Raw genomic sequence first — 24,353 nt, forward strand, 5'->3', positions numbered from 1 at the left:
GGGGTGTCTCCGGATCTCGATAAGGGCGTCAGGCGCTACGCGACTGCTGGGTGTGGACGGTCGTCTCGACGCTCGGGCGGTAGTCCTGGTAGCGGCGCTGGATGGCGATCTGGTCGGCCACATGGCGGGCGTCGTGCCAGCAGCCCCAGATGAAGGCCGAGCCGCGGCGGCTGAGCCAGGGCAGACCGACGAAGTAGATGCCCGGCTCGGCACCGACCCCGCGTTGATGTTTGGGCTTGCCGTTGTCGCCAAAGGTATCCACCTGCAGCCAGCTGAAATCGGTGGCGTAGCCGGTGGCCCAGATCACCGAGCTGACGCCCGCGGCCTGGAGGTCCAGTTCCCTGAGCGGTTCGCGGATGCAGGCGGCGTCCGCCACCCGTTCGCGGGCTGAGGGCTCTTCGGGCAGGTCCAGGCCATGGCGGGCGGCATAGGCGTCCGCGGCGTCGAGCAGGGACAGGTAGTTGGCGTCGCCGGCGTCGAGGTTCTGCTTGAGGTCCGGGCGGAAGCGCACGACACCGTCGGTGAAGGTGTCGGTGAGGCCCACCAGGGTCATGCCGGCCTGGGCCAGGCGGCGGAAGTCCACGGTATGGCCGCCGCGGGCGCCACTCACGGCGATGGTCACGTGTTCGCGACCCGGCTGCATGGTCTCGGTATCCCACAGGCCGAGCACGCCCAGCCACCAGCAGAAGTCACGACCGCGATAGGCCCGCGGCGGCCGGTCGTGGGGGCCGACGGAGAGATAGACGCGCTTGCCGGCGCGCAGCAATTCCTCGGCGATCTGTACCCCGGAGGAGCCGGCGCCCACCACCAGCACTGCGCCGTCGGGCAGTTGCTGGGGATTGAAGTAATGGGCGGAGTGGATCTGGTAGAGCCGCTCGTCCGTTGGTGCGATGGCTGGGATCACCGGCTTCTGGAAGGGGCCGGTGGCCACCACCACCCGCTGGGCATTCAGGCTGCCCGCCGAGGTTTCCACCAGAAAGCCCGCCTGCCCGGCCTGGCGAGTCACCCGGGTGACAGCGACGCCGGTGCGGATGGGCGCGCCGATCTGCCGGGCATAGGTCTCGAAGTAGGCGGCGATCTCGTCCTTGCCGGGAAAGCCATCCGGCGGCGTCTGGAATTCCAGCCCGGGGAAGCGGTCATGCCAGGCCGGACCGTTGGCCACCAGGGAATCCCAGCGACCGGTGCGCCAGGCTTCGGCGATGCGGTTCTTTTCCAGCACCAGGTGCTCGATGCCGAGGCGCCCCAGATGCTCGCTCATGGCGACGCCGGCTTGGCCAGCGCCTATCACCAGGGTGTCGATCGTGGTCGGTAATGTGGACATGAGGGTACCCTTCGGCCGCTCCGCAGGGCGCGGCCGTCATCTAAGCAGTAGGAAGGCGGAGCTCAGAGGCTCCGCGGCGATCAATCCAGCACGGAGGAGTCCTGCTGGATCATCAGTTCTTTCATCTCGGCGAAGTGCTGCTCGGAGAAGTCGGTAATGCCTTCCCAGGCGCGGGCGGTCTTTTCGGCGACCTCGGCGGACAGCACCTTGAGCGGCTGGCCGGTGGACCAGGCGGTGACCAGGATCTGGCAGGCCCGCTCCAGGGTCCAGATGTCGTCGAAGGCCTGGCCGATGGTGGGGGCGATCACCATGACGCCGTGATTGCCCATCAGCAGCCGCTGCTTGCCATCCAGCAACCCGGCCAGGCGCGCGCCCTCGGCCTCGGTGTCGGCCATGCCGCCGTAGAGTTCGTCCACCGCGATACGGTTGAAGTAGCGCGCGGTGTTCTGGTCGATGGGCGGCACCTCGGGCCTGGCCAGGCAGGCCACCGCCGTGGTGTAGACCGGGTGCAGGTGCAGCACCACCCGGGCCTCCGGCAGCAGGCGATGGATCTGCCCGTGGATCGACCAGGCCGTCCGATCCACGTCCGGCCGCTCGGCGCCCTGCGGATCCTCCGCATCGAGCAGCAGCAGGTCACTGGCGCGGATGCGCGAGAAGTGCTTCCACTTCGGATTGATCAGGAAGCGCTTGCCGTCGGCGGAGACGGCGGCGCTGAAGTGGTTGGCGACGGCTTCGTGCATGCCGAGGTGGGCGATGACGCGAAAGGTCGCCGCCAGATCGATGCGCAGCCGTTCCTCGTGAGAAAGTGCCATGGTCGTGACTCCGTAAGGCTCAGGGCTTGGGCATCAGGGCGGCGATGTCCGCCTCGGTGGGCGCCTGGAAGTTGTATTTCTTCAGCAGCGCGGCGTACTCCGGGGTGGCGCTGTATTGCTTGAGCGCATCCACCAGGGCGGTCTTGACCGCGTCGTTGCCCTTTTTCACGCCAAAGCCGTTGAGCACCGGATAGATCAGGGTGTCCGAGGAGATCACCACGCGATTGCCGAGCTTTTCCACCAGGCCACGGGCCACGGCGGCGTCGGTGATCTGCGCCTCCACGGCCTTGGACAGCAGTGCCTGGGTGGTCTGGGGATCGGTGCCGTATTCGCTCACGGCGATGGGCTTGAGGCCGTTCTTCACGCAGTACTCGTCGGACAGCTTGTGCAGCTGCTGCAGCCAGGAGGTGGCGCCCATGGAGCCGATCTTGTGGCCGCAGAAGTCTTCCGGCTTCTTGGGCTGATAGCTGCTGCTCTTGAGCGCGATGATCGACTCGCCGCTCTTCAGGTAGGGGATCATGTCGATCACCTTGAGGCGGTCCGCGGTGATGTACATCGAGGAGTTGGTGATGTCGAAGCGGCCACCCTGCAGCCCGGTGATGAGGTTGGGGAAGCGGGTGTCGATCGTCTCCACGGAGCGGCCCATGAACTTCGCCAGGCCGTCGACGAATTCGATGTCGAAGCCGGCCGGCTTGTTGTCCTGCACGTATTCGTAGGGGAAGAAGGTCAGGTCGGAACCGGCGACCAACTTGCCCGGCTGCAGGAAGTCAGCCGAGGCCAGGCTGGAGACCAGCGCCAGGCCGGCGCCCAGTACGGCGGTGGAGAGGATGCGAAGCGAGGCGCTGCTGAATCTTTGCATGGCGAAACTCCTTGAGCGGTAGGAAAGATCAAACGGCAGCCTGGTCGAGCCCGGCCTGCTGGACGAAGAAGGACGCGCCGCGCGGTTTCTGCGGCAGCCGCACGCTGTTGGCCACGCTGCGCACCAGTCCGCTTTCCTGGCCGGCCACCAGCACCCCGGCGTGCTCGCTGGGCAGCGGATTCTCGCCAAAGGGCAGGGCGTCCTCGGCGGCGTAGACGCTGATGAACAGGGTGCGCGGCAGTTCGGTCTGGTTGGGGCTGGAGGCGTGCAGCAGGCGGGTGTGCATGAAGCACACCGAGCCGGCCGGGCCAAAGCAGGCCACGGGCTCGCCGCAATGCTCGGCCACCACGTTGTCGTCGACCGCGCCGGTGAAACGACCGTCCTGCCAGTGCGACCAGAGCGGACCCCGGTGGCTGCCGGGGATGACGGTGAGGGGACCGTTCTCCGGGGTCACCTCGCTCACCATCAGCAGCGCGGTGACCACGTCATCATTGCTGTGGGGCGTGAACAGGAAATCCTGGTGCCACTTCACCTGGGTGGCGGTGTGCGGCAGCTTCGAATTGATCTTGCTGTGGTGGAATCTCGTGCCGCTGCCGCCGATCAACTGGGCGGCCACCTGGGCCATCCGCGAGGACAGTGCGACCTCGCAATAGGCCGCGGAGATTTCGGTGGGCGAGCTGACCCGGCGCAGGGAAGGGTGGTCGGGCCGGTGGTCCAGCTCGACGTCGAAGCGGGCGCGGCCATCCTGGGTTTCGCCCCAGGCTTCGGCGTGGCTGCGGCTCTCTGCCACCCAGCCGTCGAAATCGGCCTGCAGGGTGGCGATCTCGTCGGCGGTCAGCAGGTTCTCGACCACCAGGTAGCCGTCTCGGTGGAAGCTGTCTATTTGCGCTTGCTCGATCATCTCTGTTCTCCAGAAGCCAAGGGTGGGGGTCAAGCCAGGGACACGTCCTTGAGGAAGGCCTCGACGCGCGGATGCTGGCCGTTACGCAGTACCGCGGGCGCGTCGTCGCAGACCACGCGGCCCTTTTCCATGAACACGATGCGGTCCGAGACCTTGAAGGCGAAGTTCATCTCGTGGGTGACGATCACCATGGTGATGCCCTCCTGGGCCAGGGCCTCGATCACCTGCAGCACCTCGTTGACCTTTTCCGGATCCAGCGCCGAGGTGGGCTCGTCGAACAGCATGATCTGCGGTCGCATCATCAGCGCCCGGGCGATGGCCACGCGCTGCTGCTGGCCGCCGGACAGCTGGTGCGGATACTTCCAGGCGTGGTCGAGCATCCCGACCTTGTGCAGCAGGGCATAGGCCTGCTGCTTGAGCGCCGCGGGAGTATCCAGGCGGTGATAGCGCGGCGCGAGCAGCAGGTTGTCCAGCACCGTGAGGTGGGGAAAGAGGTTGAAGCTCTGGAACACCATGCCGATGTCCAGGCGATGCTCGCTGTGCTCGACGAAGCGGGGCTTCTGGGCGCCGTCCTTGCGCAGGTGGATGAAGGGCTGGCCGTTGATGCGGATCTCGCCGTTGTCCAGTTGCTCCAGGCCGTTGAGCAGGCGGATCAGGGTGGTCTTGCCCGAGCCCGATGGGCCGATCACCGAGACCACCTCGCCGGGCTGGATGCGCAGGTTGACCGAACCCAGCACCTCGACGTCGTTGTAGGCCTTGTGCAGCCGCGCCGCCTGCAGCGCCGGGGTGCCGGCATCCCACTGCGGCCTGGTGCTGGCGGTCGAGGCCTGGTTGGCCAGGGCCAGCACCTGGGCATCGGGGGTCCGCACCACCTTGCGCTGGGTGACGTCGAGAAAGCGCTCCAGGCGTTTGAGCAGGAAGTCGAACAGGGTGACGATCAGCACGTAGTAGAAGGCCACCGCCACCATGGTCTCCATGACCAGGAAGTTCTGCGAATAGAGCCGCTGGCCGACCATCAGGATCTCGGTGAGGGAGATCACCGAGACCAGCGAGCTGAGCTTGACGATGGAGATGTATTCGTTGGCCAGCGACGGCAGGGCCACGCGCAGGGCCTGGGGGATGACGATGCGCCACTGGGTGCCGAGAAAGCGCAGGCCCAGCGCCCGGGCCGCCTCGCCCTGGCCCTTGGGAATCGACAGCAGGCCGCCGCGGTGGATCTCGGCGACATAGGCCGTTTCGCTGATGACCAGGCCGATCAGGCCGGCCCAGAAGGGATCCGCGAGCACCACCGAGGTCGCCGGCAGCGCCTGGGGCAGGTTGTAGATGAAGATCAGCAGCACCAGCAGCGGCACGCTGCGAAAGAACCAGATGTAACCGCGAGCAGGCAGGCTGAGCGCCGGATACCGTGACTGTTTCGCCAGGGCGATGAAGAAGCCCAGGGCGATGCTGATGATCCAGGTGAGGGTGCTGAGTTTGATGACCGTCCAGGTTGCCAGCCAGAATTGAGTGTCGCCAATGAGGCTGAACATGTAGTTCCAGTCGAAAGTCATGGTGAGCCAACCCGTCGCCATTTCAAAGAAAGTGCGAACCTTCCTGAAGCGTTCGCACTGTTGCCAGAAACAGAATTGGCGTCCGCCAGACTCATCGTCAATTAACAAATTACAGGTCGTTGCATAGCCTTTTCCTAAGTAGTGTAAGGCGGCATCTTGTTCTGCGCGCTATACGCCCCAAGGCAGGGCAAGATGCAATCATAAGCACTCGAAGTGCAGTCTTTTGGTGCGTTTTAACCCGTGCGGCAGGGACTTTCGTCGGCACGCCACCGCGCGTGCAGTACCGCTAAGCACAGGCCGCGCGGTGACATTCAGGCGGATGGCATGGCTTTCGCTTCAGCAGATTGCGCTATGCAGATATGCGTTCTGCAAAGTTTTATCCTATGGATGAGCCATGACGCGTTTTACCCTGAGGCAACTTCGCTATTTCGTGGCGGTGGTCGAGGAAGACAGCATCGTCGAGGCCGCGCGACAACTGCATATATCCCAGCCGTCGATCTCCGTCGCCATCAAGAACCTCGAGGAAAGTTTCGAGCAGAAGTTGTTTATTCGCCATCACGCCCAGGGCGTTTCGCTCACCGCCAGTGGCCGTCGGCTGTATGAAAAGGCCAAGGAACTGTTGCGGCTGTCCCAGGAACTGGAACAGAACGCCAAGGCGGAAAACGAGCTGGTTTCGGGCACCGTGGCCATCGGCTGCTTCGAATCCGCGGCCCCGCTCTATCTGCCCAAGCTGGTCGCCGGTTTCAAGCGGCTCTATCCCGAGATCACCATCCAGCTGCACGATGGCGAGCAGCACGAATTGATGCACGGGGTGCACCGCGGACGCTTCGACCTGGTGTTTCTCTACGACCTGGAGCTGGGTGATTCCATCACCAAGGAAAAGCTCAATGCACCGCACAAGCCCTATGCGCTGTTGCCCATCGCCCATCCCCTGGCCGGCAAGAAGGCGGTGACCCTCAAGGAGCTGAGTCGCGAGCCCATGATCCTGCTGGACGTGGTGCCCAGCCGTAACTACTTCATCGACATCTTCAGGGAGAAGGGCTACCACCCCAACGTGGCCTACAGCTCGCCCTCCATCGAGATGGTGCGCTGCATGGTGGGGCAGGGCCTGGGCTTTTCCGTGCTGGTCACCCGGCCCACCACCGACCTGACCTACGACGGCAAGCGCCTGGCCCAGGTCAACATCCACGACGACATGCCGGCCTCCACCTTCATCATGGCCTACCTGCGCAACAACGAACCGACCAAGGCGACGCGGCTGTTCATGGACTATTGCCGGAGCGTCGATCTCTCGCCTGCGCCCGCGGAAAGCCTGGTGGGCTGAGGCCCATGCTGGCCATTGCCCAGCTTTCGGGCGAAAGCGCAGGGAATAGACGGCTCCGGACTGGTCCTGGATGATCCATGTAAAGTAGAATCAATATCATCTAAGCATCGACGAGCAGGTAGCACCCGTCATGAGTGATATGGCTCTCGCGTCCACGCGCCACCTTCATCGGCTCTATCTCGACCACAGCGGGTGGCTGCAGGCCTGGTTGCGCCGGCGGCTGGGCAGCGAATGGGATGCGGCCGATCTCAGCCAGGAAGCCTTTCTGCGGCTGTTGCGCAATCCCGAAGTGCTCGGTGAACTGCAGGAGCCGCGGGCCTATCTGGTGACCATTGGCAAACGCCTGCTGATCAATTTCCAGCGGCGCAAAAGCCTCGAGCAGGCCTACCTCGATGCCCTGATGGCATTGCCCGAAGCCTGCGTGCCGTCGCCCGAGCAGCGTTGGCTGCTGCTGGAAACCCTGCAGGCGCTGGACGAGTTGCTCGATGGCCTGCCCGCCGCGGTGCGGCGGGCCTTCCTGCTCAGCCAGCTCGAGGACCTCACCTACCGCGAGATCGCCGAACGCCTGCACGTCTCCGAGCGCACCATCAAGAGATACATGGCGCAGGCCTACGAGCATTGCCTGCTGGCGGAGTTGTGCTGAGCGGTCAGGACCGGCGGCGGCGGGCGATCCGCGAGGCCGCGGAATGGCTGGCGCTGCTGGAGTCCGGCGCAGCCGGCGAGCGCGAGCGGCAGCAGCTGCAGGCGTGGCGCCAGGCCCATCCCGAGCACGAGCGCGCCTGGCAGGCGGCCCTGCAGCTGCAACAGCGCTTCGCCGCGGTGCCGTCGCGGCTGGCCATGGCCAGTCTGCAGCCGGCCGAGCGCACTCGGCGTACCGCCCTGCGCCAGTTGCTGGGCCTGGCGGTGGTGGTACCGACCGGCTGGTGGCTGAGCCGGGAATTGCCGCTGGACGCCTGGACCGCCGATCTCAGCACCGCCACGGGCGAACGCCGCAGCCTGACCCTGGCGGATGGCAGCCTGCTGCAACTCAATACCGCGACCGCCGTGGACCTGGATCAGACCCGGCGGCGCCTGACCCTGGTGCGCGGCGAGCTCTCGCTGCGCGTACCCGGTACCCAGGCGCTGACGCTGGATACCCGCTTCGGCACCCTGACGGTGGAACAGGCCGAGGTCTGCGTGCAGCAGGACGATGAAGGCTGCGACGTGCGCGTGGTCAGCGGCAGCGTCGAGGTGCGGCCGCTGATGGGCCTCGGGCTGGCGTTGGGCAAGGGCCAGCAGTTGCGCCTGAGTACCCTGGGCATCGGCGCCATCGAGCCGTTTTCGCCGACCCTGCTGAGCTGGCGCCAGGGCGTGCTGATCGCCCAGGACCAGCCCCTGGGCGAATTCCTGCAGCAATTCAGTCGCTATCGTCCTGGCCTGCTGCGCTGGGATCCCGCGGTGGCCAATCTCAGGGTCACCGGCAGCTTTCAGCTGGCCGATACCGACCGGGTACTGACGCTGCTGGCCGCGACGCTACCGGTGGAACTGCAGTGGCGTACCCGCTTCTGGGTGACCCTGATACCCCGTTCGGTCGCCGTCTGAAAAAAGTCTGTCCCCTTTTTCGTACCTGTCGGTCATTAACGGCATAGGACAACCAAAAGGAGGGGGATTCGATGGTGACGTTGGTATTGCGTCCGTTGCTGCGCACGGGCTTGCTGGTGGCGTTGAGCGGTACTCCCTGGTGGGCCGCTTCGGCCCTGGCCCAGGAGGCGGCCCGCCGGCATTACGAGATTCCCGCGGGCAGTCTCGCCCAGGCACTGACGCGCTTCGCCGCCGAGTCCGGCGTCAACCTGGCGGTGGATCCGGGACTGGTGGGCAAGCGCACCAGCGCTGGCCTCAATGGCGACTTTGGCGTGGAGGAGGGCTTCAGCCGGCTGCTGGCCGGCTCAGGGCTGCGGCTGCAGCCGCTGGGTGAGCGTGACTTCACCCTGGCGCCGGCCCCCCAGGACAGCGGCGTCCAGGAGCTGGCCAGTACCTCCATCGTCGCCTCCAGCCTGCAGGCGGACGACGCCCCCTACGCCGGTGGCCAGGTCGCGCGGCAAGGCTCCCAGGGGTTGCTGGGCAATCGCGACTTCATGGACACGCCCTTCAGCCAGACGTCCTACACCGCCCAGACCGTGCAGAATCTCCAGGCCCGCACCCTGACCGACCTGATCGCCAGCGACCCCTCGGTGCGCTCCACCAATCCGTCGGGTGGTCGCTTCGAGCAATTCACCATCCGCGGTTTCAGCCTGTTCAACAGCGATGTGGCCTACAACGGTCTCTATGGCGTGCTGCCGACCTATTCCATCGACATGGAGATGGCCGAGCGGGTCGATATCCTCAAGGGGCCGAGCCAGCTGCTCAACGGCATCTCGCCCCGCGGCAGCGTCGGCGGGGGTATCAACGTGGTGCCCAAGCGCGCCACCGACCAGCCCATCACCGAAATCACCGGCAGCTATGCATCCGACAGCCAGGTGGGCGGGGCCGTGGACATCGGGCGTCGCTTCGGCGAGGACAATCGCTTCGGCCTGCGCTTCAACGGTGTCAAGCAAGCGGGCGACACCACCTGGGATCACCAGCACGTCGATCGCCAGATGGGCGTGCTCGGCCTGGACTATCGCGTGGAGCGCCTGCGCCTGGGTCTCGATCTGGGCCACACCGAACGCGACACCGACGCGCCCCAGGAGCGGGTGCTGGTGGGGGCCAACGCCCGGGTACCCGATGCCGACGACGTGCGCCACAACTATGCCCAGCGCTGGACCCGCGCCCAGACCAAGGACACCTTCGGCGCCCTGCGTGGCGAATTCGATGTCGACGACTCGCTGATGGTCTATGGCGCCGTGGGCGCGCGCCGCAGCGATCACGATTTTCTCCGCCACAACGTTTCCATTACCAACAACGCCGGCGATTTCAGCGTCCAGCCGCGCGACTTCACCCGCGACGAGAACGTGCGCACCGCCAACCTGGGCGCGCGCAAATGGCTGCAGACCGGACCAATCAGCCACGAACTCAACGTCAGCGCCGACTACTTCTACATGGACTTCGAGAACGGCGGCGGGCGCTACGCCAGTGGGACGAGCAACCTGTACAACCCCAGTAACCTGCCCGCGCCGAGCGTCCAGACCCGCTCCGACGGCAAGGACTACACCGAGAATCGCTTCAGTGGCGTGGCCCTGGCCGACACCCTGGGCTTCTTCGACGATCGCCTGCTGGTCACCCTCGGCGCCCGCTGGCAGCGGGTCAAGGTGGACGACTGGTCCGACGGCGTGAAGCAACCCACCGCCTACGACGAGGAAAAGGTCTCGCCCTCGGCGGGCGTGCTGTTCAAGGCCACCGAGCGGCTGTCGCTCTATGCCAACTACATGGAAGGCCTCAGCCAGGGCAAGATCGCGCCGTCCACCGCGCTGAACGAGGACGAGATCTTCCCGCCCTTCATCAGCCGCCAGGCGGAAGTGGGGGCCAAGTACGACTTCGGCGCGGTGGCCGTGACCGCCAGCGCCTTCCGCATCAAGCAGCCGGCCTACGAGACCAATGCCACCAGCCGCGTCTTCGGTCCCAACGGCAAGCGCGTCAACGACGGGGTGGAGCTGAGCGTGTTCGGCGAGCCGCTGGCCGGCTTCCGCGTGCTCGGCGGCCTGATGTACATCGACAGCGAACTCAAGGACACCGTCGGCGGCTCCTTCGATGGCAACCGCGCCCCGGCCACGCCCAGGCTCAATGCCAACCTCGGCGCCGAACTGGACATCCCGGCGGTGCCGGGCCTGACCCTGACCGGACGGGGGATCTACACCAGCTCCCAGTACCTGGACCAGGCCAACAGCAAGGAAATCGACGCCTGGCATCGCTTCGACGTGGGGGCGCGCTACGCCTTCAAGGTCGACGCCACCCGCGTGACCTTGCGTGCCTCGGTGGAAAACGTGATGAACGAGCGCTACTGGGCCTCCGCCGGCGCCTCGGACGACAGCGAACCGGGCCTGACCATCTCCACGCCGCGGACCCTGGTCTTTTCCACCACCCTGGCGTTCTGAGCAGGCGTTATCCGTCCTTGCGCAAGGCGTGTCGCCGCCCGGCGCAGGGGCGACTTTCGCGCATCGCCAACGGGGGCAGAACGGTGGCCCCTCAGGCGTCATTCATCGGCAGGAGTGAGCGGCCTACAGAGCGGGAACAGCTGCCTATCAGGCGTTTTGGCACGTGATTTCAAGGGCGGACCCGCCGGGCGTTCGGGCCCTTTATCGCCCGCATTTTGGTGAAAGTGGCGCGACTTCAAAGACTCGATCTTTTTCGGGAATCGCGGTTGAAGGATGAGAATGAAACTGATTATCGTTTACGAAGATAAACGTCCAGAGGTCTGACGCCATGCTTCAACCATCCCTCAATCGTGATACCGCAACAGCCGACAACGCCTTCTTTCTCGCTCGCCAGGCACGCTTCGAATCCAGGGTCCGCAGCTACCCGCGCAAGCTGCCGCTGGCCATCGCCAAGGCCGCCGGGGTCTGGGTGACCGATGTCGAAGGCAAGACCTACCTGGATTGCCTGGCCGGAGCCGGCACCCTGGCCCTGGGGCACAACCATCCGGCCGTCATCGAGGCCATCAGCGACTTTCTCGGCAGCGGCCTGCCCATGCACAGCCTGGATCTCACCACGCCGCTCAAGGACGCCTTCAGCGAGCGCCTGCTGGGCCTGCTGCCGGGCCGCGCGGAAGACTACTGCCTGCAATTCTGCGGTCCGTCCGGTGCCGATGCGGTGGAGGCGGCGCTGAAGCTGGCCAAGAAGGTCACCGGACGCAGCAATGTGGTCGCCTTTTCCGGGGGCTACCACGGCATGACCCACGGTGCCCTGGCGGTGACCGGCAATCTCTCGCCCAAGCAGGGGGTGGCCGGGCTGATGCCCGGGGTGCAATTTTTGCCCTATCCCCACGAGTACCGCTGCCCGCTGGGGCTGGGCGGCGAGCTGGGCGCCGCGGCCTTGGCGCGCTATCTGGAAAGATTCTTCGGCGACGTGGAAAGCGGCGTCTGCCGGCCGGCAGCGGTGATCGTCGAGGCGGTGCAGGGGGAGGGCGGCGTCAATCCGGCACCGGTGGCCTGGCTGCGGACCCTGCGCCAGGTCACCCGGGAGCACGGCATCCTGCTCATCGTCGACGAGGTCCAGACCGGTTTCGGCCGCACCGGCGCGCTGTTCGCCTGCCAGCATGCCGGCATCGAGCCGGACGTCCTGGTGCTGTCCAAGGCCGTGGGCGGTGGCCTGCCGCTGGCCCTGCTGGCGATTCGCCGTGAATTCGACGCCTGGGAGCCCGGTGGCCATACCGGCACCTTCCGCGGCAACCAGCTGGCCATGGCCACGGGGCTCGCCACCCTGGAGGTCATCGAGCGCGACGGCCTGGTCAGCCATGCGGCCCAGCTCGGGGGCTGGCTCAGGCGCCATCTGGAGCGGCTGCGCGAGCGCTTCCCCGCCATCGGCAATGTCCGCGGGCTGGGGCTGATGCTGGGCCTGGAAATCGTCGAGGCGGGTGGCGCGGCGGATGCGCTCGGCAGCCTGCCGGCCGATCCCGCCCTGGCGGCGGCCATCCAGCGCCACTGTTTCGCCCAGGGGCTGCTGCTCGAACGCGGCGGCCGGGACGGTAACGTGGTGCGGCTGCTGCCGCCGCTGATCCTCCAGGAAAGCCATTGCCTGGTGCTGCTCGAACGCCTGGAGGCGGCCCTCGTGGCGGCCCTGGCCGAGCCCCGTGGCTGAGCACAAGGCACCACCCGAGTGCCGTGACACCGGATCGCCCGCAGGGACGCGCAACCTCTTGGACACTGCCATGACTTCTCTAGAATCCACGCTGCTTTCCCGCATCGTCAGCGAGCTGGCGTCTTCCCACGCCCTGATGAATTGCCTCATCAAGGAATTCGCCCTGCCGGAACGATGCCTGTCTTATGCCTGGCCGGAAGACCGGCGCGGTATCGCTCCGGCCAACTATCTCGGCTGGTTGCAAGACGGCGGCGTGCCCCTGCTGATCGCCTTTCCCGGCGATCGCCAGTTCTTCCTCGTCGTCGATCGGCAGGATGAACTCGGCAGCCAGCGTTATCTCTCCGATATCTATGTCCGGCGCGGGGACCAGGCCTGGCATTGCCCGGACTTCGCCGCCTTCATCGATTTTCTGCTGGAGGCCTGCGAAGAACTCGCCGGCGCCCACAATGGCGAATTGCTGCAGCAGGTCCTGCAGAGCCAGCACCTGACCGCGGCCATCGTCGATCACGTGCAGGTCTCGCGCCATCCCGCGCCGCTCAGCGACTACCTGGCCAGCGAGCAGGGCCTGTGGTTCGGCCATCCCAATCACCCGGCACCCAAGGCACGCCGCTGGCCGGAGCCCCTGCCGGCCGAGGCCTATGCCCCGGAGTTGCACACCAGCACCCCCATGCACGTGCTGGAAGTGCCCCGCGCCGGGTTGCAGGTGGCCGGCAACGGCCTGAGCGACGCCCAGGTGCTGCAGGGTTTCGTGGACCAGGCGCAGGCCGCCCCGGAGCGGGCGCGCATCGTGCTGCACCCGGTCCAGGCGCAGCTGTTCCTCGGCGATCCCCGGGTCCGGGCGCTGGTCAGCCAGGGGGTGATCCGCGACCTCGGCGCCAGCGGCGCCCTGGCCAGTCCCACCGCCTCCATGCGCACCTGGTACCGCCCAGGCCATGCCTTCTTCATAAAGGGCTCGCTCAACGTGCGCATCACCAACTGCGTGCGCAAGAACGCCTGGTACGAACTGCAGAGCACCCTGATCGTCGATCGGCTCATGCAGCGCCTGCAAGGGCGGGTGGCGGGGCTGGACATGGTGCGCGAGCCGGGTGCCCTGAGCTGGGCTCCGCCGGCCGCCAGTGCCGAGGACGAGCGCTGGTTCCGCGAGCAGACCGGCGCCATCCTGCGCGAGAATTTCTGCCTGGAGCATGGCGCCGACTGCTGCCTGCTGGCCGGCACCTTGTTCGCCCGCGACACCCGCCTGCAGCCGTTGCTGCAGGACTTCCTCAGCCGCTGCGGTGGCCAGCCGGTCAGCGACGAAACCCGGCTGGCCTGGTTCCAGGACTACCAGCGACTGCTGCTGGGGCCGGTGCTGCGGTTGTTCTTCGAGCACGGCGTGGTGCTGGAGCCGCACCTGCAGAATTGCGTGCTGGTGCATGACAACGGCCGGCCCGTCCGGCTGCTGCTGCGCGACTTCGAAGGCATCAAGCTGACCGATACCCTCGGCGCCGAGGCGCTGGACGCCCACGTCCAGCCCCGGGTGCGCCAGTCGTTGCTCTACAGTCGCGACCAGGGCTGGCGGCGCATCGCCTATTGCCTGTTCGTCAACAACCTCGCCGAGGCGGTGCTGGCGCTGAGCTGGGAGCGTCCGCACCTGGCGCCGCGCCTGTGGCGGCAGGTGGAAGCCGAGCTGATCGCCATCCGCCGGGACCTGCAACGCGCCGCGCCCGAGCTGGATGCGCTGATCGCCGGCCAGCCGATTCCCTGCAAGACCAATCTCAAGGTGCGCCTCGCCGCCCAGGCCGATCGCCACGCCGGCTACGTGCAGTTGCCTTGCCCCTGGGGCGCGGAGGTGCGTCATGCCTGAGCTACCTGCCGCGGTCCGCGCCGCCCTGGTGGAGGCCCAGGCGCAGTCCGGCGATCCCCTGGCGGCCTTCGTCTACGACCTCGACGCCCTGCGACGGCACGTCGCCGCGCTGATGGCCGAATTACCCCCGGGCGTGGAGCTGTACTACGCCATCAAGGCCAACAGCGAGGCGCCGATCCTGGCGGCCCTGGCGCCGCTGGTGCATGGCTTCGAGATCTCCTCCGGTGGCGAGATCGATCGCCTCGCCGCCTGCCCGCAGCGCAAGCCGTTCATCTTCTCCGGTCCGGGCAAGCTGGATTCCGATCTGCGCACCGCCCTGAGCGCGGGCGTCGAAGCCATCCACCTGGAGAGCCTCGGCGAGATCCAGCGCCTGCAACGCCTGGCGCTTTCCCTGGGACGGCTGCAGCCGGTGTACATCCGCATCAATCCGCAATTGCCGGCCGGGCTGACCAGCACCCTGGCCATGGCCGGCACGGCGACGCCCTTCGGCTTCGACGAAGCCGATCTGCACGCCGCGGTGGCGGAGGTAGAGGCGGCCAGCCACCTGCAGCTGCAGGGCTTCCATGTGCATGCCCTGTCGCACCAGCACTCGGTGGAGCGCCATCTGCAACTGCTGGACTTCTATCTGCAGCGCTGGCCGCACTGGCGCGGCCTGGCCCGGCGCCCGGAAAGCGTGGTGCGGCTCAACGTCGGTGGTGGCATTGGGGTGGACTATCGCGAAGGCCGGCGATTCGACTGGGCGCGGCTATGCGCGCACCTGCGCGCCCGCCTAGCCGAACAGGCGCAGCCGCCGCTGATCCGCTTCGAACCGGGACGTTTCCTCGCGGCCTTCTGCGGCTACTACGCCATGGAGGTGCTGGATACCAAGACCAGCCACGGCCAGCACTTCCTGGTCTGTCGCGGCGGGACCCACCAGTTCCGCCTGCCGGTGGCCCAGGGGCACGATCATCCGGTGCTGCACCTGCCCCGCGAGGGGCGGGCGACCGCGACTGGAGGCAAGGCCTGGACAGTGGTGGGGCAGCTCTGTACCCCCAAGGACATCCTCAGCCGCGGCCAGCCGCTGGGTGAGGTACGGGTCGGCGACCTGCTGGTGCTGCCCCTGGCCGGCGCCTATGGCTACAACATCTCCCACGCGGATTTCCTCTGCCATCCGCGCCCGCGGCACCTGTTCCTCGCCGGCAACGGGAGTGTCTCGGCGTGAGCGTTGGGATCCCGCGGGTCTGGGTGGCGGTGAACGTGCTGCTGGGCACGGTCACCGTCAGCCTGGCCAATACCGCGCTCAATCCGGCGCTGCCGGCCTTCATCGCCGCCTTCGACCTGGGGCCGCTGCTGGCCAGCTGGATCGTCGCCGGCTTCATGGTGGCCATGGGTATCACCATGCCGCTGACCGGCTTTCTCGCCGGGCGCATCGGTCGGCGGCGACTCTATCGCCTCGGGCTGCTGGCCTTCATCGCCGGCTCGGCGCTGGGCGCCCTGGCCGATTCCATCGCCGGCGTGCTGCTGGCGCGCATGGTCCAGGGGGTGGCCAGCGGCCTGATGATTCCCCTGGCACTGGGCATCATCTTTTCCGTCTATCCCAAGGAGGAGCGTGGCCGGGTGACCGGCTGGTGGGGTGGGGCGGTGATGCTGGCGCCGGCGGTGGGGCCGCTGTGCGGCAGCCTGCTGCTGGAGGTGTTCGACTGGCGCGCCCTGTTCCTGCTCAACGTCCCGGTGGGCCTGCTGGCCCTGGCCATGGGGCAGGTGGTGCTGCCCGCGGATGGCCCCCGCGAACGCAAGCCCTTCGACCTGGCCGGCTACCTGCTGATCGCCAGTGGCCTGGGGCTGCTGCTGGTAACCCTCGGCCGGCTGCGCGAGCTGGCGGCGCTGGCCGACCCCCTCAATCTGCTCGCGCTGGCCGCCGGCGTCCTGTGCCTGCTGGTCTTCGTCCGGTTGCAACTGCAGCGCAGCCAGCCGCTGCTGCCGCTGCGCCTGTTCGCCCTGCGCGGCTACCGGGCCAGCGTCATCATCGCCGTGGTCCAGGCGGTGGGCATGTTCGAATGCCTGGTGCTGCTGCCACTGCTGGTCCAGCTGGTGCTGGGCCACAGCGCCCTCTGGACCGGCTTGGCGCTGCTCTGCACCGCCCTGGCGGCGGCGCTGTTCGGCCAGGTCGGCGGTCGCCTGCTCGACCGCCGCGGACCCCGCGGGGTGATCGCCACCGGCCTGGCGCTCAGCGGCCTGGCCACCCTGGCCCTCGGTGTGGTCGGCAGCCATGCCGGGCTGGCCTGGATCTGCGCGCTCATGGTCCTGCGCGGCGTCGGCCTGGGGCTGTCCTACATGCCGGCCACCACCGCCGGCCTCAACAGCCTGCCGGATGCCCAGGTCACCCAGGGCGCGGCCATGAACAACATCGCCCGGCGCCTGGTGTCCTCGGTGGCCGTGGTGGCCGCCTCCCTGTGGCTGGAACTGCGCCTGGGCGGCGCGGCCGGCTGGGGCCCGCGCCAGGCCGCCACCGGCGTCGCCATCCAGGACGCCTTCATCGCCACCGGCCTGTTCATCCTGCTGGCACTGCCCTGGGCCTGGCGCTTTCCCGCCGCTCAACCCCTTTCCGTTCGGAGGTACTCATGACCGCTCAGCTTTCACTTGCCGCGCAGCCCTGGCCGTCGCCCGCCGATGCCGCCCTCTATCGCCAGGTCGAGCAGCGCGTGGTGGCGCAGCTGCTGCAGACGCTGATCTACGAAGAGGTGCTCAAGGCCGAGGTCCAGCCGCTGGCCGAGGGGCTGGCAGCGTATCGCCTGGCCGGTACCGCCGCCGATGGCACACCCGTGCAGTACCTGGGCTATGCGCCCGCCGCTGCCAGCTTCGGCCTGATCCGCCTGGATCCGCAGCGCCTGGTGCGCCAGGACGCCCAGGGGAGCCGCGCGCCGACGCTGCACGAGACCCTGGCCGAATTGCTCGGCGAGCAGAGCGATTCGCCGCTGTGGCCGCGCTTCGTCCAGGAGCTGGAGCAGACGCTGCTCAAGGACCTGCAGTCCCGCCGCCAGGACTACCGTCCCGCGCGCCCGGCCCACGAGCTGGACGTGGACGCCCTGGAGCGCCACTTCATGGACGCCCATGGCTATCATCCCTGCTACAAGTCGCGCATCGGCTTTTCCCTGGCGGAGAATCGCCGCTACGGACCGGAATTCGGCGAGTCGATCCAGCTGGTCTGGCTGGCCCTGGCACGCGAGCGGGCCTCGGTGGGGCACTCCCGCCGCCTGGACTTCCCGGCCTTCATCGCCGCGGAGTTCGGGGTGGAGCGCTGGACGGCCCTGGCCGCCGAGTGGCGCGAACAGGGGCGGGCGTTGGACGACTACCAGCTGATCCCGGTGCATCCCTGGCAGTGGGAGCAGCACCTGGCCGCGCTGTTCCAGCCCGAACTGGTGAGCGGCGAGCTGCTTTACCTGGGCAGCTCCCGCGACCAGTACGCGGCCCAGCAGTCCATCCGCACCCTGGCCAATCGCAGCGCGCCCGAGCGGCCCTACGTCAAGCTGGCGATGTGCCTGACCAATACCTCCAGCACCCGCATCCTGGCGCGCCACACGGTGCTCAACGGCCCGCTCATCACCGACTGGCTGCAGCGGCTGATCGCAACCGATGCCACGGCCCGCGACCTGGACTTCGTGGTGCTCGGCGAGGTCGCCGGCGTCGCCTATGACAGTCGCGCGCTGCCGGTCAGCCGCGCGGGGCAGGTCTACGGCACCCTTGGCGCCGTCTGGCGCGAGAGCATCCATGCCTATCTGCGCGCGGATGAACAGGCGGTACCCTTCAACGGCCTGACCCAGGTGGAGAATCGCTACGGCCAGGGCGCGCCATGGCCCTTCGTCACCGCCTGGATCGAGCGCCACGGCCTCGACGCCTGGCTGCAGCAGTTGCTCAAGGTCACGGTGACGCCCCTCATGCACATGCTCCACGCCGAAGGCATCGGCATGGAGTCCCACGGCCAGAACATCGTGCTGATCCACCGCGACGGCTGGCCGCTGCGCATCGCCCTCAAGGATTTCCACGACGGCGTGCGCTACGCCGAGCGCCACCTGGCGCGCCCGGAATTGCGCCCGACCCTGGAGCCCTTGCCGGCGAGCCATGCGCGGATCAACCGCAACTCCTTCATCCTCACCGAGGACGTGGCGGCGGTCCGCGACTTCACCTGCGATGCCTTCTTCTTCATCGCCCTGGGCGAGCTGGCGGTGTTCCTGCGTCAGCACTTCGCCCTGGCCGAGGCCGCCTTCTGGCAGGCGACCGCCACGGTCATCCTCGACTACCAGCGCGCCCATCCCCAGCACCGGGAGCGCTACGAGCTGTTCGACGTCTTCGCCCCCACCTTCGAGGTGGAGGAGCTGACCAAGCGGCGCCTGCTGGGCGATGGCGAGCGGCGCTTCAAGGCGGTGGCCAACCCCCTGCATCCCTATCGGTCCGCCGCATGCTGAGGCGCAATCGACTCAAGGCCGCCCTGGCGGCCGGCACGCCCAGCCACGGCCTGTTCGCCTCGCTGCCCACGCCCGCCAGCATCGAGCTGATCGCCGAAGCCGGCTACGACTTCGTGATCATCGACATGGAGCACGTGCTGATCAATCCGGAAACCCTGGAGAACATGATCCGCACCGCTGAGAGCTACGACCTCACGCCGCTGGTGCGGGTGCCGGACGCCGAGCCCAAGCGGCTGCTGCGCCTGCTCGATGCCGGGGCCCAGGGGATCGTGCTGCCCTGCGTGGAGGACCCGGCGGTGCTGGCCGCCGCGGTGCGCGCCTGCAAATACCACCCGGAGGGCGAGCGCAGCCTCAATGCCGGTCGCCCGGGCTCCTTCGGCAAGACCAGCCTGGCCGACTACGTGAACCGCGCCAATGCGCAGATCCTGGTGGTCGCCATGATCGAAAGTGCCACCGGCGTCGCCCGGGCGGCGGAAATCGCCGCGGTGCCGGGGGTGGACCTGCTGCTCGAAGGGGCGGCGGACCTGTCGCAATCCCTCGGCCGCCCCTGGCACCTCGCCGATCCCGAGGTGCAGGAAGCCCTGCGCCAGACCTGGGCCGCCGCCCAGCGCCAGGGCACCCCCTACTGCGCCATCCCCCGGCAGCCGGAGGACCTTGACCTCTGGCGCGCCCGGGGCGTCACCACCTTCGTGCTCGGCGACGAGCGCGGCATCGCCTTTCGGGCCCTGCAGGCCCGCCTGACCGCCCATTCCTGCGGAGAATCCCCATGAACGCCCAGACCCTCGCCACCGACCTGATCCTGCAGGACCTGTTCGACTGCCTGCTGGCCGAAGACGTCTTCGCCCCCATGGCCGTGACCCTGACGGCCGCGACCGCGGAACATCCCGCCACCCTGCAGCCGGCCGCCCCGGAGGAGCGCCTCTGGGAGTGCTGCTGCGATTCCCGCGAGCAGCGTTTCATCGCCGCGCGGGTGCGCCCGGGCATTACCCAGGCCTGGGTGAAGGTGCCCGGTACGCCGATCTTGGCGCGCCAGGGCGACGCCTGGAGCACCCTCACGCCGGATGCCTTCGTCTCCCTGGTGTTCGCCGAGGCGGCCGCCGATCCCGAGCAGGCGCGGGGCATCGCGCTGTTGCGCGAGACCCTGGCCACCAGTCTGCGGCAGACCCGGCTGTCCCTGGAACAATCCCTGGTCCCCGGTCCGTTGCTGGAGGGCGACGGTAAGGCCGCCTTCCTGCAACTGGAACGCTGGGCGGCCCTGCGGGATCGACCCTATCACCCCCTGGCCAAGGCCAAGCTGGGGCTGAGCGACGCCGACTACCAGGCCTACCAGGCCGAATTCGGCCAACCCGTGCGCCTGGCCTGGGTCGCGGTGCGCCGCGATCAGCTGCTGTGCGGAGAGAGTGTGGCGGCCGATTCCCAGGGACCGGCGGCCGACTTGCTGACCCCGGCGGCGCTGGCCGAGTTGCAGGCCGAATTGCAGCGGCGCGGCCTGGCGGCGAGTCATGTGGCGCTGCCGGTACACCCCTGGCAACTCGCCAGGGGATTGCCGGGTCGGCTGGACGAGGCCTTCGCCAGTGGCGTCTGCCAGCAGCTGGACTTTGCCGGCGCTCGCTGCCACGCGACCTCATCGCTGAGATCCATGCTGATGGAGGAGGGCGCGGGCGTGGCCCAGCTGAAGTTGCCCATGGCGGTGCATTCCCTGGGCGCCTCGCGCTACCTGCCGGCGGTGAAGATGATCAACGGCTCGCGCAGCGAGGCGCTGCTGCGCCAGGCGCGGGCCCTGGACCCGGTGCTCGCCGAGAGCCTGCACCTGTGCGACGAGTCTCGCTGGTGGGCCTTCATGCCGCCGGCGGCGACCCTGTTCGACGAGGCGCCGCGGCATCTCTCGGCCATGGTGCGCGGCTATCCCGCGGCGCTGCTGGCCGATCCGGACTGCCGCCTGCTGCCCATGGCCGCGCTCGGTACGCCGCTGCCGGGCAGTCGTCGGCATTTCTTCGACGACTGGCTGGCGGCCCGGGCGCTGGCGCCGACCCCGGCCAATGTCCTGCTGTTGCTGGGTGAGCTGTGCCACAGCTTCATCGACCTCAACCTGCGGCTGTTCCGCCTCGGCCTGCTCGGCGAGGTGCACGGGCAGAACGCCGTGCTGGTCTGGCGCGCCGGACGTATCCAGGGTCTGCTGCTACGCGACCACGACTCCCTGCGCCTGTACGTGCCCTGGCTGGAGCGCCAGGGGCTGGCCGATCCGCAGTACCGGATCAAGCCCGGTCATGCCCAGACGCTCTATCACGAGCACCCGCGCGACCTGCTGTTCTGGTTCCAGACCCTGGGCATCCAGGTCAACCTCAGGGCCATCTTCGAGACCGTTGCGAGCTGCTACGCTGTCCCGCTGACCGCCGCCTGGACGCTGCTGCGCGAGGTGCTGGAGGAGCGCATCGCAGCCCTGGACTTCGACGCCGAGGCCCGGGCACTGCTCCGTGAGACGCTGTTCGAGGCACCGGACTGGCCACAGAAGTGGCTGCTGCGCCCGATGATCGAGCGGGCCGGTGGGCCTGGCAGCATGCCGTTCGGCAAGGGCAGGGTGGTCAATCCCTTTCATCAGGTGAGCCATGCCCCCTAGTGTTTCCTCTGTAATAACCCGCCGCCGCCTGCTCGGGCTCGGCGGCGTGCTCGCCACCGGCCTGGCGCTGCAGCCGGGCGTGGCCCGCGCGCAGCCAACCCGGGTGGCCACGCTGTTCCAGGGCGCCACCGACAGCGCCGTGGCCCTGGGGCTCAGGCCTTGCGGGGTTGTGGAGTCCTGGAGCGAGAAGCCCGTCTATCGCTACCTGCGCCCGGCGCTGGCAGGGGTGCCCTCGCTGGGCCTGGAAACCCAGCCGAGTCTGGAGGACCTGGCGCTGCTGGCGCCGGACCTGATCGTCGCCTCGCGCTTTCGCCATGGCCGGATCGCACCCTTGCTGCAGCAGTTGTGCCCGGTGGTGATGCTGGAGGAGGTCTTCGAATTCAAGCAGACCCTGCTGGCCCTGGGCACCGCCGCGGGGCGTGAAGCGGACGCCACGGACCTGCTGCAGGCCTGGCAGGCGCGCATCGCTCGTCTGCGCGAGGCGCTGCAACGCCACTACGGCGCCCAGTGGCCGCCGACAGTGGCGGTGCTGGACGTGCGCGCCGATCACCTGCGCAGCTATCTGCCCGACAGCTTCGCCGGGCGGGTACTCAGCGAGCTGGGCTTCGCCTGGCCGGCGGCCAGCCAGGGCAGCACCGCGCCCTCGATCAAGCTGACTTCCCGGGAAAGCCTGCCGGTGGTGGAGGCCGACGTCTTCTTCATCTTCCTGCGCGCCGACCAGGCCGCGGTGCAGCGCAACTACGAGCGTCTGGTGGAGCATCCGCTTTGGCAGCGCCTGAGCGCACCCCGGCGCGGTCAGGTCTGGCGGGTCGATGGGGTAGCCTGGAGCCTGGGCGGCGGCTTGCTCGCGGCGAATCGGCTGCTGGACGACATCGAGCGCGTCCTGGTCGAACAGGGGGCCGCATGAGCGCACCCCTCAGACTGCTGCTGCTCGCCCTGGCCCTGGCGCTGATCGCCGTGCTGAGTCTCTCGGTCGGCGCGCGCTGGATCGCGCCCGGTACCGTGGTGGCGGCCCTGATGCAGGACCCCTCGCTTGCGTTGGACGCCACCCTGGTCAATACCACTCGGCTGACGCGCCTGCTGGTCGCCCTGGTGGTGGGCGCCAATCTGGCGGTGGCCGGCGCCCTGATGCAGGCCATGACGCGCAATCCCCTGGCTTCGCCGGGGCTGTTCGGCATCAACGCCGGCGCCACCTTCGCCCTGGTGCTGGGCATCACCATGCTGGGGTTGTCCAGCACGGAAGGCTGGGTGCTCTGCGCGCTGCTGGGCGCGGCGGTGGCCGGCACCCTTGTCTGGACCCTGGGCAACCGGGGCCAGGCGCGCCTGACACCGCTGCGCATCGTGCTGGCCGGCGCCGCCCTGGCGGCCCTGTTCACCGCCTTCAGCCAGGCGCTGTTGGTGATCAACCAGGAGGGGCTGGACAGCGTGCTGTTCTGGCTGGCCGGTTCGGTGGGGGAGCGCAACCTGGCCACGGCTGCGCCCCTGCTGGTGTTCAGCCTGCTGGCCCTGGCCGCCGCCGGGGTCCTGGCCGGGCAGCTCGATGTGCTGGTCGCCGGTGACGACCTGGCCCGTGGCCTGGGCCAGCCCATCGGCCTGATCCGGCTGCTGGCCGGGGTGCTGGTGATCTGCCTGGCCGGCAGCGCCGTGGCCCTGGCCGGCAACATCGGCTTCATCGGCCTGATGGTGCCGCACCTGGTGCGCGGACTGTTGGCCCGCGCGCGACACGAGCATCGCTGGCTGGTCCCCGGCTGCGCCCTGGGCGGGGCCCTGCTGCTGGTGCTGGCCGACAGCCTGGCGCGGGTGGTGATCCTGCCCCAGGAGGTGCCCGTGGGCATCATGACCGCGCTGTTCGGCGGGCCCTTCTTCATCCATCTGGCGCGCCGGGGAGGCCGTCATGGCCGCTGAGATCGTCTGGCGGCTCGGCCGTTTCTCCCGCCGCCTGGCCCCGGCCACCCTGGGGCGGCTGGCCGTCGCCGCGCTGGTGGCCCTGGCGGCCTTGCTGCTGTGCCTCTGCCTGGGCAAGGTCTGGTTGACGCCCACCCAGGTGTTCGCCGCGCTGGTCGAACGGCAGGGCGGTGGCCTGGGTTTCATCGTCACCCAGCTGCGCCTGCCGCGGGCGTTGCTGGCGGCCCTGGTCGGCAGCGCCCTGGCGGTGTCCGGCCTGCTGCTGCAGGGCCAGGTGCGCAATCCCCTGGCCTCGCCGGACCTGCTGGGCATCACCAGTGGCGCCAGCGCCGGGGCGGTCTTCTATCTGGCGGTCCTGGCCGGCAGCCTCGGACCGCATGGCCTGCCGTTGGCCGCGATGCTCGGCGCGGGCCTGGCGGCGCTGCTGGTCTATGGCCTGGCCTGGAATCATGGCGCCTCGCCGCTACGCCTGGTGCTGGTGGGGGTAGGGGTGTCGGCCATGCTCGCCGCGGCCACCACCTTCCTGCTGGTGTTCAGTCCGCTGACCACCACGCTGTCCGCCTACGTCTGGCTGACCGGCAGCGTCTATGGCGCCAGCTGGCCGGAGGTGCGCGCCCTGGGGCTGTGGTGGCTGGTCCTGTTGCTGCCGCTGGCGGCCCTGGCGCGCCACGCCGTGCTGGCGCAACTCGACGACGACCTGGCCCGCGGCCTCGGGGTGCGCCTGCAGCGGCAGCGCGCGGCTTTGCTGGCGCTGGCCGTGGCCCTGGCCGGGGTGGCCATCGCCTGGGGGGGCGCCATCGCCTTCGTCGGGCTCATCGCGCCCCATATCGCCCGCCGCCTGCTGCCCGCGGGTTTCGCCGCTCAGGCGCTGATGGCGGCCCTGGCGGGGGCGTTGCTGGTGATGCTCGCCGACCTCCTGGGTCGTACCCTGTTCCTGCCCCTGGATCTGCCGGCCGGCATCTTCGTCGCCGCCCTGGGGGCGCCCTTTTTCCTCTACCTGCTGATCCGGCAGCGTCCCTGAAGGAGTC

The 24,353-nt window shown here is 68.4% G+C and carries 19 protein-coding genes; 14 read left to right on the plus strand and 5 right to left on the minus strand.

Annotated features, from left to right (window positions below):
• Positions 1–28: 28 nt before the first annotated feature.
• The 5 genes from QKY98_RS20380 to QKY98_RS20400 all read right to left on the minus strand — a co-directional run bounded on the left by QKY98_RS20380 (position 29) and on the right by QKY98_RS20400 (position 5,443).
• A complete protein-coding gene (locus QKY98_RS20380) occupies positions 29–1,321 on the minus strand; it encodes a flavin-containing monooxygenase (RefSeq protein WP_284671481.1) in 1,293 nt (430 codons plus the stop codon).
• An 80-nt stretch (positions 1,322–1,401) separates the two neighbouring features.
• Positions 1,402–2,133, minus strand: a complete 732-nt coding sequence (locus QKY98_RS20385; RefSeq protein ID WP_108581767.1) for a class II aldolase and adducin N-terminal domain-containing protein — start codon at positions 2,131–2,133, stop codon at positions 1,402–1,404.
• A 19-nt stretch (positions 2,134–2,152) separates the two neighbouring features.
• A complete protein-coding gene (locus tag QKY98_RS20390; protein ID WP_284671482.1) occupies positions 2,153–2,992 on the minus strand; it encodes an ABC transporter substrate-binding protein in 840 nt (279 codons plus the stop codon).
• A 28-nt stretch (positions 2,993–3,020) separates the two neighbouring features.
• On the minus strand, positions 3,021–3,893 hold the full coding sequence (locus QKY98_RS20395; protein WP_044341839.1) for a phytanoyl-CoA dioxygenase family protein: 873 nt from the start codon (positions 3,891–3,893) through the stop codon (positions 3,021–3,023).
• A gap of 29 nt (positions 3,894–3,922) precedes the next feature.
• Positions 3,923–5,443: an amino acid ABC transporter permease/ATP-binding protein gene (locus tag QKY98_RS20400; RefSeq protein ID WP_027602347.1), complete on the minus strand. Its 1,521-nt coding sequence runs from the start codon at positions 5,441–5,443 to the stop codon at positions 3,923–3,925.
• A 394-nt stretch (positions 5,444–5,837) separates the two neighbouring features.
• Between QKY98_RS20400 and QKY98_RS20405 the strand changes: the two genes are divergently transcribed.
• From QKY98_RS20405 to QKY98_RS20470, 14 genes are all read left to right on the plus strand, one after another.
• The gene (locus QKY98_RS20405; RefSeq protein WP_074583661.1) at positions 5,838–6,767 is read left to right on the plus strand and encodes a LysR family transcriptional regulator; all 930 of its coding nucleotides are present in this window, start codon (positions 5,838–5,840) and stop codon (positions 6,765–6,767) included.
• Between the two features lie 130 nt (positions 6,768–6,897).
• Entirely contained in the window at positions 6,898–7,410 is a 513-nt protein-coding gene (locus QKY98_RS20410) for a sigma-70 family RNA polymerase sigma factor (RefSeq protein WP_027599308.1), read from the plus strand.
• Complete coding sequence (locus tag QKY98_RS20415; RefSeq protein ID WP_074583663.1) at positions 7,404–8,348, plus strand: FecR domain-containing protein; 945 nt, start codon at positions 7,404–7,406, stop codon at positions 8,346–8,348. Before QKY98_RS20410 ends, QKY98_RS20415 begins: the two co-directional genes overlap by 7 nt.
• Before the next feature lie 71 nt (positions 8,349–8,419).
• Positions 8,420–10,816 carry a TonB-dependent receptor gene (locus tag QKY98_RS20420; protein ID WP_284671483.1) on the plus strand — a complete coding sequence of 799 codons (2,397 nt, stop codon included), beginning with the start codon at positions 8,420–8,422 and terminating at the stop codon, positions 10,814–10,816.
• A 328-nt stretch (positions 10,817–11,144) separates the two neighbouring features.
• Positions 11,145–12,518 carry a diaminobutyrate--2-oxoglutarate transaminase gene (locus tag QKY98_RS20425; protein ID WP_284671484.1) on the plus strand — a complete coding sequence of 458 codons (1,374 nt, stop codon included), beginning with the start codon at positions 11,145–11,147 and terminating at the stop codon, positions 12,516–12,518.
• Positions 12,519–12,588: 70 nt separating this feature from the next.
• On the plus strand, positions 12,589–14,361 hold the full coding sequence (locus tag QKY98_RS20430; protein WP_284671485.1) for an IucA/IucC family protein: 1,773 nt from the start codon (positions 12,589–12,591) through the stop codon (positions 14,359–14,361).
• Entirely contained in the window at positions 14,354–15,562 is a 1,209-nt protein-coding gene (locus QKY98_RS20435) for a type III PLP-dependent enzyme (protein ID WP_284671486.1), read from the plus strand. Before QKY98_RS20430 ends, QKY98_RS20435 begins: the two co-directional genes overlap by 8 nt.
• Positions 15,559–16,965 carry a DHA2 family efflux MFS transporter permease subunit gene (locus tag QKY98_RS20440; RefSeq protein ID WP_284671487.1) on the plus strand — a complete coding sequence of 469 codons (1,407 nt, stop codon included), beginning with the start codon at positions 15,559–15,561 and terminating at the stop codon, positions 16,963–16,965. Before QKY98_RS20435 ends, QKY98_RS20440 begins: the two co-directional genes overlap by 4 nt.
• Positions 16,962–18,803: an IucA/IucC family protein gene (locus QKY98_RS20445; RefSeq protein ID WP_284671488.1), complete on the plus strand. Its 1,842-nt coding sequence runs from the start codon at positions 16,962–16,964 to the stop codon at positions 18,801–18,803. Before QKY98_RS20440 ends, QKY98_RS20445 begins: the two co-directional genes overlap by 4 nt.
• Positions 18,797–19,573: an HpcH/HpaI aldolase family protein gene (locus QKY98_RS20450; RefSeq protein WP_284671489.1), complete on the plus strand. Its 777-nt coding sequence runs from the start codon at positions 18,797–18,799 to the stop codon at positions 19,571–19,573. Before QKY98_RS20445 ends, QKY98_RS20450 begins: the two co-directional genes overlap by 7 nt.
• Complete coding sequence (locus QKY98_RS20455; protein WP_284671490.1) at positions 19,570–21,420, plus strand: IucA/IucC family protein; 1,851 nt, start codon at positions 19,570–19,572, stop codon at positions 21,418–21,420. Before QKY98_RS20450 ends, QKY98_RS20455 begins: the two co-directional genes overlap by 4 nt.
• Complete coding sequence (locus tag QKY98_RS20460; protein WP_284671491.1) at positions 21,410–22,327, plus strand: ABC transporter substrate-binding protein; 918 nt, start codon at positions 21,410–21,412, stop codon at positions 22,325–22,327. The genes QKY98_RS20455 and QKY98_RS20460 overlap by 11 nt, the downstream gene beginning before the upstream one ends.
• Positions 22,324–23,325 carry a FecCD family ABC transporter permease gene (locus QKY98_RS20465; protein ID WP_284671492.1) on the plus strand — a complete coding sequence of 334 codons (1,002 nt, stop codon included), beginning with the start codon at positions 22,324–22,326 and terminating at the stop codon, positions 23,323–23,325. The genes QKY98_RS20460 and QKY98_RS20465 overlap by 4 nt, the downstream gene beginning before the upstream one ends.
• The gene (locus QKY98_RS20470) at positions 23,315–24,346 is read left to right on the plus strand and encodes a FecCD family ABC transporter permease (RefSeq protein WP_027599320.1); all 1,032 of its coding nucleotides are present in this window, start codon (positions 23,315–23,317) and stop codon (positions 24,344–24,346) included. Before QKY98_RS20465 ends, QKY98_RS20470 begins: the two co-directional genes overlap by 11 nt.
• The last annotated feature ends 7 nt before the right edge of the window (positions 24,347–24,353 follow it).

Origin of the sequence: Pseudomonas sp. HR1, from assembly GCF_030175875.1 — a bacterium.
GTDB lineage: Bacteria > Pseudomonadota > Gammaproteobacteria > Pseudomonadales > Pseudomonadaceae > Chryseomonas > Chryseomonas oryzihabitans.

Bases quoted from the DNA above. Each gene is read 5' to 3' on its own strand.
- QKY98_RS20405 (WP_074583661.1), top strand. From the start codon at position 5,838: ATGACGCGTTTTACCCTGAGGCAACTTCGCTATTTCGTGGCGGTGGTC.
- QKY98_RS20395 (WP_044341839.1), bottom strand. From the start codon at position 3,893: ATGATCGAGCAAGCGCAAATAGACAGCTTCCACCGAGACGGCTACCTG.
- QKY98_RS20455 (WP_284671490.1), top strand. From the start codon at position 19,570: ATGAACGCCCAGACCCTCGCCACCGACCTGATCCTGCAGGACCTGTTC.
- QKY98_RS20380 (WP_284671481.1), bottom strand. From the start codon at position 1,321: ATGTCCACATTACCGACCACGATCGACACCCTGGTGATAGGCGCTGGC.
- QKY98_RS20400 (WP_027602347.1), bottom strand. From the start codon at position 5,443: ATGACTTTCGACTGGAACTACATGTTCAGCCTCATTGGCGACACTCAA.
- QKY98_RS20445 (WP_284671488.1), top strand. From the start codon at position 16,962: ATGACCGCTCAGCTTTCACTTGCCGCGCAGCCCTGGCCGTCGCCCGCC.
- QKY98_RS20450 (WP_284671489.1), top strand. From the start codon at position 18,797: ATGCTGAGGCGCAATCGACTCAAGGCCGCCCTGGCGGCCGGCACGCCC.
- QKY98_RS20435 (WP_284671486.1), top strand. From the start codon at position 14,354: ATGCCTGAGCTACCTGCCGCGGTCCGCGCCGCCCTGGTGGAGGCCCAG.
- QKY98_RS20385 (WP_108581767.1), bottom strand. From the start codon at position 2,133: ATGGCACTTTCTCACGAGGAACGGCTGCGCATCGATCTGGCGGCGACC.
- QKY98_RS20430 (WP_284671485.1), top strand. From the start codon at position 12,589: ATGACTTCTCTAGAATCCACGCTGCTTTCCCGCATCGTCAGCGAGCTG.
- QKY98_RS20460 (WP_284671491.1), top strand. From the start codon at position 21,410: ATGCCCCCTAGTGTTTCCTCTGTAATAACCCGCCGCCGCCTGCTCGGG.
- QKY98_RS20470 (WP_027599320.1), top strand. From the start codon at position 23,315: ATGGCCGCTGAGATCGTCTGGCGGCTCGGCCGTTTCTCCCGCCGCCTG.
- QKY98_RS20410 (WP_027599308.1), top strand. From the start codon at position 6,898: ATGAGTGATATGGCTCTCGCGTCCACGCGCCACCTTCATCGGCTCTAT.
- QKY98_RS20390 (WP_284671482.1), bottom strand. From the start codon at position 2,992: ATGCAAAGATTCAGCAGCGCCTCGCTTCGCATCCTCTCCACCGCCGTA.
- QKY98_RS20425 (WP_284671484.1), top strand. From the start codon at position 11,145: ATGCTTCAACCATCCCTCAATCGTGATACCGCAACAGCCGACAACGCC.
- QKY98_RS20420 (WP_284671483.1), top strand. From the start codon at position 8,420: ATGGTGACGTTGGTATTGCGTCCGTTGCTGCGCACGGGCTTGCTGGTG.
- QKY98_RS20465 (WP_284671492.1), top strand. From the start codon at position 22,324: ATGAGCGCACCCCTCAGACTGCTGCTGCTCGCCCTGGCCCTGGCGCTG.